This window comes from Atribacter sp. (genome assembly GCF_035418125.1).
Taxonomy (GTDB): domain Bacteria; phylum Atribacterota; class Atribacteria; order Atribacterales; family Atribacteraceae; genus Atribacter; species Atribacter allofermentans.
The window spans coordinates 1-13,454 of record NZ_DAOLQM010000033.1; the positions used below are offsets into that span (position 1 = coordinate 1).

Sequence of the window (13,454 nt, forward strand, 5' to 3'; positions counted from 1 at the left end):
GAAAAGATTCGATTACAGAAGTTATCTGAGTGGTGATCCGGAGAGGGGGCTAATTTTTTTTATTTATTCCATTTTAGAATACATTTTTCCCTTTTCTCTTATCCCCTATCATATTTACAATGCGAATTATTCATATTGATATAATCCTTATTGGATAATATAGGGAAAAAGAATGAAAAGGCGTAGTTTTCCCAATGTATATCTTATGATTCAGGCGATCAAGTTTCTCGGTGAGAATGGTCCCAGTTCAAAAGAAAACCTTTTTGATTTTTTAAGAGACTTCGTGGACAAGGAAAAATTGGAAAAAAAGAAAAAACTCGAAGGATCTACAGATGATGTCCTTTTTAATTTAAAAGTTTTACAATTTGTAAAGGAAAAAGATGAGAAGGTTGCACTCACGCCACAGGTCATACATTCTCTTATTCGCCTCTATTCAGGTCAACAGATATACCTCGCTTATACCCGGCATGACATGACGAACGTCTTTGATATGATCCAGACGAATTCCCTTTTCTTTTCACCTGAAATCAGGGATATTGCGGCCTTTATCATTAAGAGAGGGTATGAGGCCGACAAGAATACCATCCGACACTATTTTACTAAAAGGACGGTCTTCAATCACACATTCAATTCATTCACTATTGATACATCTCTTACCCAGTTGGAACGTCTTGAAATAACTCGGAAAAAATCACTCGAAAATGGAAAAACCTCGGGGATAGTATATAAACTTGAAAAATTCCACCCCCTTATTTTTACACAACTGCTTATCGAAGAGTATCTTGCATTAAAAAGTGATGATTTAACGGTCCATAAACCTGCAATCCAGGAACATTTTTCTCTTAAATACAATATAAATTACAAAGAATTTGATGACCAGTTTTTATTCCTGAAAACTACCCTCATTCCCGCATTAGTTATTCCAGGGAGTTATGAAAAATTTTCATTAAACATGGAGGTTGCGAAGGAGTTGAATCTGTATGAATGAAATTACCTTATCAGACATGGGTCTTGACTTTAACCCTTTTGATCTTACTATCGCGGAAGAAGAGAGTATTAAACGCTATACCCTCTATGGTAGGGAAGATCAGATTACCAGAATTGAAAATTTCGTCAATCAGGCTATTAATAAGAAAAAAATGCAGAAGATTATAATTCGTGGTGAGTACGGTACAGGAAAAACTCATCACCTCCTTCGTCTCCGAGGAGAAATAAATAGCGGAAAATATGGCAATCGGGTATTGGCAATCTACATCGGAAATCTTGGTGTCAGCATAAGGCGATTCTATGAAGTATTCATTGAACAGTTGAAAGAGGGGATTCCTGAACTGAATGAGTTTATCATTTCATTACCTGAAGTAGAACCTCAAGAAAGTGTGGATCCTGGATATAAGAGGGAAAAACTTCGTGATAATATAATCAAAAATCTTTCAAGTCTGATAATTAAATTGCAATATCTCAACTATGAAGGAATTTTTCTTCTTGTGGATGAGGCAGAAGATATCGTTCAATCAAGGGATAAAGATGAGATCCAGTATTTTATCCAGTCCCTTGTCCATATAGTGAATAACCTCGTGTCTTATCCTCTTCACATAATATTGGGGTTCTCACGGGAAGCATTATCTAAAATCAGTAATTTGGACATGAATGAACCCACAGAGAGTAAAATAGGAGATGCCTTCTTCCAGCGGTTTCAACAACATGAGGATATTGTTCTTGGATATCTCTCTGAATCCGATACAAAGGCCATGATTCTCGACAGGTTGAACAGTGCCCGTACTGTTCGTTCCGATTCTTTTTATCCCATACATGAAGGGGTAATCAGCGTCGTGAATACAATCACAGGAGGTCATCCAAGGGAAATCCTTTCCATTATGAATAAGGGGATCGAGAATGCTCTCATGCGAGGAGTCAAAGAAGTTGATGGGGAATGCATTCTCCAGGTACTTGCGACACACGTTCAATATTTCAATAAGGAGGTTGTTCTTGATTTTCACAGTCTCGATAGGATTTCTGCGAAACTTGGTGAAATAGATGATCAATTAAAGAGTGATTTTGAACGATTACGCGGGAAATTAATTGGGGAGAATGGTATTGTTTCAGCTTCAGATTTCTCAAAGAAAAAATTTGCTGAAGATCTCACGCAGCCTTTGGACGGAATTCGCATATTGGAAAGGCAGACAAACGATGTGGGGAAGACCTTTTATGTCGTGCATAACGATCTGAAGGCCGAGGTCTTCAAAGGAAAAAGGTACTCTTCAAAGATTGAACAACTGCTTGATAGTGAAATTATCAAGATTATTCAGAGTCCCGAGAAGTACCAAAAACAACTTGTATCGGGATTCTGGCGATTGATTCAGGAAGAATGCAAGGGAGAATTCAAACAAAAAGTGGAGATTGAAAATAGTCCAATACAAAAAGAAATCATTGTTGGAAAAGTGAGAATGCCGGCATCATCCTCAAACGTCAGTGTCGCATTTACAGTATTTAAAGGTCATGAATTTCCCACCGATCTATTTAAAAAATGCATTTCTCTGATGGAAACGAAAATTGCCCATTTCGTATGCATAATTTATGATGGTCCAAGATTTAGTGCGGATCCCCATTACAACCGTCTTAAAAACGAGCTCCGAGAGAAGAACAAGAGGAGTTTTTGCGAGAACATCGTTGTTATCAAGACCAGTGATGTATCGAGCGATTCCAATCAAGTCATGGGAACACTCATGCTTCTTGGAAATCGGGAGGTTAAAATTGATGAAAAAATTGATACCTCCGAATTGTTGCAACAGTTAAAAGTTCTGGAAAAAATTGAGACACTGGTCAACAAGAAGGCCCTTATCTATCCTGAAGAAGAACTGGCCAGGAGAATTATCTATCATCTTGCAGCACATTCTCTGGACACATTTTCAATTACGGATTTAAAGAATAAACTAGACTCTCAATATATTAACAGATATTATCTGGAGAATCTTGAATCTCAACGATTTATTCTTAAGGAGGGAAATAGGTGGAGAATTGCTACATTAGATCATGATCCCCCTTGGAAACCACTCTATAATTTCATCAGTAAGCAACGTGATGTCACTGCAGATCAAATCCTGCAGTATCTCAATGAAAAATACGTCCTCCAATGTCCTCCAGGAAATGAAGAACATATGGTACAGTGGTATCTTGAGATTCTGATGGTTCAGAACATGATTATACCTACCCGAAAAGATGGGAAGAATCACTATAGTCTTGTGGATTTTTCTGAGAAATTGGAGGTACATCTTAAAAAATGCAATGAAAAATTCAAAGAATTGGAAGAATCGATAAAAGAGGCCGGAAAATTAAGAATTGAGATAGGGGATTTTAAAATAAAATTAGGGGGAATTAAAAATAAAATTGAGAGGCTTCAAGATAAAATTGAGATAGGGAGTAAGGAGTTAACTGAATGCACTGAGTTACTGACTGAGATAAATACCTTCCATAAAGATATTAATAAATCTATCAATCAGAAAATAGATGAATATAAATCTCTCGTTCATAAAATAGAGGGGTTACAAAAAATTTTCTTAGAAGAAATAAAGAATGCCTTCTCTGAAGGTTTTATTTCAGAAATCGAGCATGAAGAATGGAGATCTGAAATAATAAAGCAATTTGACCAACTAAATACACATTTTCTAAAACCGGATTATTCCACTCTGGATATTGATGCATCTAATCTTGAAAAACAAATCAATCAATATCGAACAAATGTCAAGGAGAGAAAGGAGAGTAAGGTACCCTGTACACAATTAGCAACAAGATACACAGATCTTGCCAAACAATGTCTCAAAAAATTAGAAGATCTTGCTAGGTTAGGATACGAGGGGAAAGTCCAGGATGGAAAGACAGTCAAAGATTTAATGGATTCTCTTCATGCTTCTTTCCAGAGTGATTATACGAACTTGTATAATTCCGGGAAATTTGATTCCGCTAGGAAATGTATATCCAATATTTATTCCAAAACACAGGATATCTATAGTCAACTCAACCAGGCATACAATACCTACAAGGGATATGAGCAACGCATCACAGGCCTTGAGGCATGTGTTCACAATGAGGCTGACTTGAAAAAAATACTGGACGAGGCCCGTGAAGAATTGAAAAAGTGGAATTTTGCAATACTTGATATAAAATTAAAAGAATTTGAGGAAACCCGGAAAAAGAAGACTGATCAACCCAAAACCCCTGAAGATCAATTCCTTGAGTCTTTTAAGACACATGATACCCTCACAATGCATGAGGTATTGAAAAACTACTCCGTTGAAGATACGTTTACAATCCTAAAAAATCTCTATCTGGCTGGAAAAATCAAAGATATTAATATTAAATTGAAATGAGGCTGGACCTGGATGAATCTTGAGACCTATAGTGCGATGGTATATAAGTGGCAATCTCTCTCTCCAGAACAGACTGCGACGGTTGAAAAAATAAAAAACAATCTCTTGGAATTCATTGAGAAGAAGAATGAGATTGATATTAATTCTGGAATCTATGATTGTTCGGTTTCCGTTGCGGATTTAATTAACCACGTTTTTGTCACATTTCCCGGGGAACTAAAGGTCTTACGCAATGAATTGACAGGATCTAGCGACGTCTCGTCTTTTCCCCGTGAGGAAGAGTGTGTGATTGTCACCCAGTGTATCCGTGAGATGGTCGAAAGCGGAGTTATCTTTTATATTTACGACAAGCAACGGGTTCGCAGTCGGATTGCCGAATTGGTACGTTACCTCTCTTATCTTAAGCAGAGAATGGACGAGGACTATAATCAAAGTCCAGGTTTGATTCAAATGGTTAAATTGCATATCAAACCTCGAATGCGACCGGAACGTACCGTTCCCCTTCCCAAGGTTATCCACAATATCTTTGAAACCAAGAATTATATAACCCTGAATGACTCAATTCGTGTTCTCCTGAAGGAACCAAATCAGTATGAGTCTGCCTTCAAAGATCTCAAGGATATGATATGTACATATTTTAAAAGGAACTCCAAAGATATTTTTCTCTCCAATTTCCAAGTAGAGGGATTTAGAGAGATATTCAATGCAGCAATTTCTGATAATTTCAAGTCGAATCGACTTTCCTTCATTATTCAATCCGGAACAGGATCCGGAAAGACTGAGACATTTCTCTTTCCAGTTCTCCTCTACTCCCTCCTTATGAATAAAAAAAAAGGGACTAAGGCCCTGTTGATATATCCCCGTATTGATCTTTGTAATGATCAGCTCCAACGCCTTGTACGATACGTCCTTATTCTGAATACACAGGAAAAGTCTGGTTTCCATAAACTCAAAATAGGAATCCAACATGGCAAAACAGATACGATCTCCTTCAATTGCCCGTACCCCGAATGTGAAGGAAAGGTTGCCCAGATGGGTTCACATGGGATATATGTCTGTGATCATAATGATACCCATATTATCGATTTTATCGTGAACAAACTCTCCACCGCAGATATCATCATTACCACTCCCGACTCGCTTCACCGGCGCTTAATGGACCGGGAGGGAAAGAAAAACATCTGGGATGGAAAAGCGACCCTGCCTAAGTTTGTCGTCTTTGACGAGGCCCACCTTTATACTAACCAGATGGGCATGCATGTCGCAAATATTGTAAAAAGACTCCGTCGCAGAATTCAGAAAGGTAAGGTTGAACCCGTGTTCATTGCCTCAAGCGCTACTATCGGAGCACCGGCACTTTTTGCAAAAAATCTCTTCTCAACGGAAGATGCCATCGTGATAAAACCCGAGGAACGCGATCTTGTGCAGACAGGTCGTGAATATGTGATTTTCCTGAAAACGACGAATCCAAGGAAAGTGACAATTAAAAAACCTCTGACCGTGAGAAAAGACGGAGAATCAAGTGAACAGGAAGAAGACAGTACGACAATTGCAACGAATTTATCGGCCATGATCCAGACGGCTTTCTGCTTTTATCATACGATGCTGAAAATGCCGGGAAAAGATCGCATTATTGGTTTTGTCGATTCTATTGATATCATCAAAAGACTCGGTGAAAAATTATGCGACGCTGAGTCTAATAAACAATTATATCGCCTTCGCATTCCTGACCAAAAACTTGACACCGCATTTAATCGCCAATGTCCTCATGTTCCCTGTAACCAACTTCCTCCTAATCGATATATCAACCCGTGCAAGGTCTATTCCGACGGGGAATGTTGGTGGGTGATGAAACCTGAAGATTGTGACCCCTCTCGCATACATATCCATAAATCTGGGACTACGCAGGATTGCCGGGGAAGCAACGTGGAGACTGATGATTGGAATATGATGATTACCACGTCTGCGCTCGAGGTAGGTTTTGATCACAGTGCCATCATCGGGACATTCCAATACATGGCTCCTATGAATATCCCCGGTTTTGTGCAGAGACTTGGTCGGGGGGGGCGATCCCCATTGGATATGCCGATTGCAGTTGTGGTGCTCGGTTCCCGACCTCTCGACTCTTTTTATTTTCATCATAATTCACTCTTGACCAATCCAGATCCCTCGAAACTGGAAATTTCTCTCGATCCGGATAATGCCTATGTGAAGACGATGCATATCACATCCTTTATTTATGACTATATCAGCACCATTGGACCTTCTGAGTATGTAGAGAGGAATTATTACCAGATGGATATCGAAGAGACAAGACGAATCATCATTCAAAATAGCCAGCATCTCATTGAAGAGATTACACAGACATTCCAGATTTCTGATTCAGATGCTTCAAAAATTCTTAAACAAATATATGAATATTTAGGGACCTGGCTGGAAAAGGTCGATTCAGAACCTGATAACGTGCCCTTAATCGAGAAAATTCGATTTATCCGGAATGACCGGTCGATCGAAGAGATAAAAACAGATATCCTCCAGACCATCGTTCTCCTCGGAGGGAAATTATGAATAGGGAGACCCAGATCGCCCGGTTAAAGGCAGCGTACAAGTATTGGAGTCAGTATTCTGATCAGAACGCAATGATGGCACATTTACATCCTCCGGATCTTTGTGCATTGGATCCATTTGTGATAAAACCATATCTCATCCCTGCAGGATTTATTCCGGAATATGTAGGGGGTTCGATGACCGTCATACAGAGAAGCAAAGGGTCACTAAAAACAGTCGATCAGGAATCGAAAGAGTTTATCATGCACAATTTTCTCCCCGGAGGCTTCAAGAAGCGGTGGGAATTCAAACACTGGAGGACAGACTGGAGACCAAGTCAGCATCTTCTCCGGGCAGCTGATATTACAAGAACGTTTGATTATGGTAAAACTGTCCCCCTTGAAGAGATCTATTCAAGACCTTTTTTCTCTCCTCTTTCCTTTCCCACCTCAAATACATGGGTTTATTTTCCAGAGACGGTGTATGTCGATGAGCTCCCGCATGCCAAAAAATTCTACTGGAATGACTCGTCTTATCTATTAACTCTAACCCGTGAACCTGGCACTACTCATGAGATTATGCGGGATCCCCTCTCCACTCCACTCTTTGAGAATCTTATTCTCAGTGCACAAGTGCAAAATAATGCATGTCTAGATATATTTCAGCAATCTTTCCTTCGTGATCTTTGTTTTATAGATGATTTTAAAGTAGCCCGATGCTACTATGCCAATTGCCTTGAGATTTTCCCTAAAGGGCAACCTCTCACCCGAATCATCCGGTTTTTCAATGACCGGGACAACGTCCATGCCATCATTGCGACGGAGCATATATCCCAGGCTGTGGATTTCATCATTGATTTGAATAAGATCCGCGTGGCTGCGATGGAGGTTCTTAAAAGAGATGATAGACTCTGTAATGATCTGCGCTTGCAGTGCATCAGGGTACTAATGTACCGGAAATTGTTTTACGAGCAACAGTTACTTGAATCCTCCTATGATGTTGAATGGGTTTGTGGAATTCTCAACGCTCTTGATTACTGGATGAGAATAGAAGACCCCGGTTCAGATATCCGCCGCTTTTTCAGGCTTGGAAGCCAGGATCAACAACGAATTCTCAACCAAACAATTCCATTGGAATCAGAGATCCGGCTTCGTTTAGCTGGATATACTACTGCTCATGTGGAACAGTTTAGAGAGCTGATATCATCCCCCCATAGTGTTCTCCCTTCATTGATTCTTTTAGCGTATGATGAGCAGGAATTTGGTAAATTTGTAGACGATGTCATCTGCTCTACTATTGAAAAAACTATCCAGGCCTGGGCCCAGTGTGTCTTTAACGAAGTGGCCGAGGGATTGGTCTTCCTCCATTCTCTATCAGACGATGGAAAAACTCTCCACGTGTATGCCTATGATACTATACAGGGTGGCACGGGTATTGCTAAAGAATTCTTTAGGAAAATGAATGAAAAGTTCAAAGAAGGAATGCAATTCGAGGATGGACTAGCGGAGGCTCTCCAATGTGAAGTAGATATCTCGGATGCAGTGATTCACATTATCTTTTCTTCATATGATACGCACTTCCTTGCGGGAGTCTTTTTAACAGATGATCGCACGAGGGACCAGGTTATTCGAAATGCCCTCAATAAAGTAGAAAAAACACATGAAATAAAATTAACAGAGAAAGTCAGAGAAGACATTATCACTTTCACCAAACACAATTGTGCACGGTTATCCTCATCGGATGACCTTATCGTACTCTACCATGAACTGACCAGAAGTTATGCTGAACTGCAGCAGATACTGCACAGGACCCCCACAATCATTGATCTTCTCCTCTTCCAGGAAGCTCACCGATTCTCCGATCCTCGGGCTATCGGGGCATTTGAATATTTTAAGACAATGAAAAAAGGGGATTTATCAGAGATTTATTTGAGGATATCAGAGGTTCTGCCAGTCTGTATCAATGCGTGTCCTGAATGCCTCGATATCGAGAATCATTATAATGGAACATTGTTCCAGTCGAACCTCCTCGAAAAACGACTGTTCTATAAGATTATAAAATCCTGGAGAGGATGACATGACAGGCTCCTTTGTCAGCATGAAGGATCTCTCGGAGCGCCCCTCCACATACTCAAACTTATGGATACAAAGCGTTGCTCGACTGAAATCAAATCCCTATTATTCGTGTATTCATGGGGGTCCCAAGTACATTATCCGTCTTGATTCTCCGACTGACGTGGAAATCAGGCTGGCTATTTGGGAAAAAACACCAGACTGGTTGCCATTCCGGTCTTCTTCGCCTGAATTATGGGCTATCCTGAAAGGTATTGATAATGAGCACAAAGAAATGCAGCGGTTGTTCCATCAGGGTGCAGAAGTTTTTTTCCAGGGGTATGCAAAATATTCCCAGGAGATTCTTTGGATAAATATCAAAGATATTCTCATTGCCGAGCCTACTATTCCAATCGGGCCTCGCGAAGTGATAGGGGTATTACAATGCGAAAGGATTTATTATTTGAACTATGTCAAGAATATAACTCAAAAGATTCTCAAAATTCCTAATAAAAAAATCAGCAAGGGAAACCTGGTCCATTATATAACCCAGCACATCCTCGTGGACAATGAATTAAGAGATTTTTATCAAACCCCAAAATCAGAACAGGATAGGATAATACGGGCGCGTATCAGGAAGGAGATGGAAACGACCTTCAGGATAGATGCTGCGCTCCACCACCTTGCACAGACCCCTCTTGAAGATGTACAGGAAGAAACCTATAACCAATTAAAAAAACTTTTTGATGATCCAGAGGTTCTCTCCTTTTTTGAGGGGAAAAAAATTGAGGCCGAGCAACAGCTGAACCAGATTTATGGCTTCAACGGGATCGTAGATTTCATTCTTGATGGTAAGATTCCTGTTGAAATGAAAACCTCCTGGAACGTAAACAAAGACCATATCCTCCAATTGAAAATATATTTACTGGCCAGTTTTCTCGAGTCAGGACAGCGGACGGGTTATCTCTTCTACTCACAAAAAGCAGCACCTGATGGTGAAAGTCAAAGACGTCATATCCACGAGATCACACTCTCAGATGAGGACATCACGCAAATTCTCTATGCAAGGCACAAGGCTCTCCTCTTAAGAAAGAATCTCTCTCTCCCAACGACGCTTGGCCGGAACTGCACAAAATGCAGATTCGCCATTGAATCCGGACATTTCCTTCGAAATCTCTATCCCCCCTGCCAGTTTTATTGCCAGGTGGAACGGTACTGGGATTGTGCTGAAATAGGGGAGAACGGGAAAATAACTTCAAAATGTCAATTGTTTGACAAATGTCCCGTAAAATTCTCCTATTTTGATACCGCAATTCTTGACCGTTATAGTAAAATGAGGAAAGCAATTATGGCAGAAGGTCAGGAACTAGAATTTCTCTCCCAGCAAATCCAGACCTTGCCAAACGAGGTACTTATTATATGTGGTCAACGGGTCGACCACCTCATCCTTGACGAGTTCAAGGGATACATGGGAATTTTTTCCTGTACAAGCGCAATCCCCTCCCTCGATGTTGTACCAGGTGATTCAGTCATTATCTCAACACCCGATCGCAAATTCCAGTACTTGGGGATATTGATGGAATATAACATCAATAAGGTGACAATTTTGTTCAGTGGTAAATTTCACAAGGAGTTCTTTTCTTATGCGGAATATTCCCTTGTTAAAAATTATCACGAAAAAGGTGTGTTCCGATATCTCCTTAAGGCCATTGATTATACTCAAAGAAACCGACGTAAAGAGATTTCAGATAATAATTCGAGGAAGCGGATGCTCGAGAAGCGGAACGTGCATCCATATAACCCGGAAAAAATAGCCCATGATCTGAGAAAGAAAAGGGTGGTTGCACTCCATTCGCCAGGGCAGGTGCCTGATACAAAGAAGTGTGCAGAAGTGGTATGTTCACTTCCCCGACCTTCGACATCGTTGGTTATCCTCAAGAATCCTTTAGAGATCGAGGAATTTCTCTCCTATTACCCAAAAAACCACGAGATCCTCATCTTAAACAGAGTGGAAAATTTCCCCCACGATCCACGACCTTTTGAGATTGGCGAGAATGATCTTCCTGAAGATATCGCTGCGAAATTTGAAAGATCTCCCGTAATCGTCACTGACGTGAATTTTTTAAAGTTCTCACATCTCTTTGAGTTCCTAAAGCATCCCCAAAGGTCGGTCTTTTTTGATTATGTCATTATAACCGGGGCAGAACAGTATTTTGAACCGTTTTTCCTTTACCTGCGGAATTTTGGTTATCATACTCTTATGATTGGAGATGCCTACCGGGTCGCATACCCGGTAAGGAGTCAGGAAGCCCGTCACCTCGGACTTTCCTTTGGGCCTTTTGAACGCTTGGTAACGTATGACTCGTACTTTGATTCTTCCGAGTTTTCGGTTTATGGAGAACCATTCAAAACACTTCCGCTCCCGGTGGCCGAGGCACTTGCTCAAAGCGAGATTGATCTCAAAATTCAGTCGTATAATGGATCGGTTACCTTCATCGATGTTGCTGGTATTGAGTCCCAAATAAAGAGCCTTACGTGCTCTTTTTCCCTTAAAATGGGCGATTCTTCTCTTCTCTATGCACTCGGGATTGCACCTGAGCAACCTCTCGATTTAAGTTCGATTGAAAGTCTCCTCAATGCCCTCCGTCGCGAATCGATCCACCAGATAAAGGTCTCATCTCTTATCCGGGTGGGGACATTATCATTCACAGTTGTCTCAAAAGAACCCCTCGGTAATACTCCAGATTCTGGAGAGAATGTAAACCTTGTGATACACATGCCTGTGCAGTTCTCTGAGACTCTCCAGGAATTGTTATATTCGAATGAGCAGGAAGTCCAGACCGTGATCAACCTTATAAAGTCCGATACACGGTTCCTAAAAGACACCGCGGTCATCACCCCCTTTATCAGTCAAGCGTCCCGGCTACGGGAAGCCCTCTTTAAGGAAGGTGTGACAGATATTCCCGTTATGGTTCCTCTCCAGGCCAGTGGAACGAATTATCGGACTGTGATTGTTTCACTTGTGAATGCTAACGAAGAGCGGATTTTGCGGTACCCCCTTACCGATTTGAAAACACTCTATACCATTCTCACAAGTGCGACCGAAAACCTCATTCTCGTCGGGAATAAGAATATGCTCGAACAAAGCCGGATATTTGCACGTTTAATCCAATCTTCTCATTTACAGGGACAGATATCACATGGATCGTAGTGATGGGAATGATATTCCACTTGATCATCTCATTGCAGATTTACGAATTATCTGCAATAATAAGATTGTAAGAACTATTTCAGAGTGGGACCCTACAAGTTATCGGATTCTCCAGGAACCCATCGATGAATTGATTATATCTGATTTAATAGGCGGTCCGTGGACCGTTTCAGAATTATCTGAAAAATATGGAATAGAGAGGGACGAGATCGATGATATTTTGCATATTATGAGAAAAAATCAGGATTTACTCGAATTTGGGTATGTTGCCCGGCGGGTTGGGTGGAATTCAAGTCCGGGGCATAATAGGGACGTGCGATATTCATTAATACCAATCCCGTTTGAAGCAAGAATATATGACCTTTTTTTGGGCAACAGTCTCCTTGATTGGCATTCAGACATCCTTTCAGAAACCAATGTAGTCCCTGTTGATAGGGGAGAATTCACCGCCATCCTTCAAAAATTATGCGAAATATGGCAAATGCCTCTCACGAAGGTTATGGAGTCTCTCGAAGAAAAAGACTCTCACTCTGTTCAAAGTATATATGGTCCTATACCATTCTCTACAGATCCTCAAAATTATGAAAATATACGGGATACTCTTTCTGAAGACCCAAATTTATTGAGATTTAGTTTTACCAACTTGAATTTCCAAAATTTTATCAATGATGTGAAAACTTTGAACCGTAGAAAAATCATGTCTTTATCTGTTTTTGATATCCAGAGATATGTGATCATGTTACATGATGCTATTGTATATTGTTCGCATTTCGGGCAAACAGATTTTTTAAAAAAACTATTAACACAGAAGAGAAGATTATTTACTCTTTTATTCCCAAAACCGACACAGCAACGCTAATTATCCGGGAGCTTACCCGTTATGCATGACGCGACTCTATCCACATAATACAAGGATGCGATCATCAAAATTCTCCGGGTCATGAGGGTTCTTCCAGCACTCCCCTTTTTTTGAGGCAGAGGGGGAAATCATCCACATATCCACCATGGTATTTCCCAACCGTTCCTTAGCGAAAAATCAGGAAACTCAATCCTATTGTTTCACAGATTTATCAAAAAACCCCTCTTTCCCGCCCTTCATGAAATGGGAAAAATGCTCCTCCCAGTGATGGTAATTGTTTTTCCAGAAATGAAGAAACACGATCATGCACCAGCAAGAATACCCGCCCGTTCTCCGGTTTCGAAGGATACACCCAAAGGGCAATTCGCAATCCCCGGTTATGCCTGCCCCCTTTATGTGTCCCCGCGTTTCTCCCCCTCCTT

7 protein-coding genes are annotated in these 13,454 nt (G+C 40.6%); all 7 read left to right on the forward strand.

Going from position 1 to position 13,454, the window contains the following annotated elements:
• Positions 1-298: 298 nt before the first annotated feature.
• Positions 299-988: a hypothetical protein gene (locus tag PLK24_RS03370; RefSeq protein WP_324476355.1), complete on the forward strand. Its 690-nt coding sequence runs from the start codon at positions 299-301 to the stop codon at positions 986-988.
• A complete protein-coding gene (locus tag PLK24_RS03375) occupies positions 981-4,364 on the forward strand; it encodes a hypothetical protein (protein WP_324476356.1) in 3,384 nt (1,127 codons plus the stop codon). The genes PLK24_RS03370 and PLK24_RS03375 overlap by 8 nt, the downstream gene beginning before the upstream one ends.
• Positions 4,365-4,376: 12 nt before the next feature.
• Positions 4,377-6,932 (forward strand): DEAD/DEAH box helicase, encoded by a 2,556-nt coding sequence (locus tag PLK24_RS03380; RefSeq protein WP_324476357.1) that lies wholly within the window; start codon positions 4,377-4,379, stop codon positions 6,930-6,932.
• Positions 6,929-8,986 (forward strand): hypothetical protein, encoded by a 2,058-nt coding sequence (locus tag PLK24_RS03385; RefSeq protein WP_324476358.1) that lies wholly within the window; start codon positions 6,929-6,931, stop codon positions 8,984-8,986. Before PLK24_RS03380 ends, PLK24_RS03385 begins: the two co-directional genes overlap by 4 nt.
• A gap of 1 nt (position 8,987) precedes the next feature.
• On the forward strand, positions 8,988-12,173 hold the full coding sequence (locus tag PLK24_RS03390) for an AAA domain-containing protein (RefSeq protein ID WP_324476359.1): 3,186 nt from the start codon (positions 8,988-8,990) through the stop codon (positions 12,171-12,173).
• Complete coding sequence (locus PLK24_RS03395) at positions 12,163-13,032, forward strand: hypothetical protein (RefSeq protein WP_324476360.1); 870 nt, start codon at positions 12,163-12,165, stop codon at positions 13,030-13,032. Before PLK24_RS03390 ends, PLK24_RS03395 begins: the two co-directional genes overlap by 11 nt.
• 195 nt (positions 13,033-13,227) lie before the next feature.
• Positions 13,228-13,454, forward strand: a 227-nt coding sequence (locus PLK24_RS03400) for a hypothetical protein (RefSeq protein ID WP_324476361.1), incomplete at its 3' end; no start/stop codon positions are given.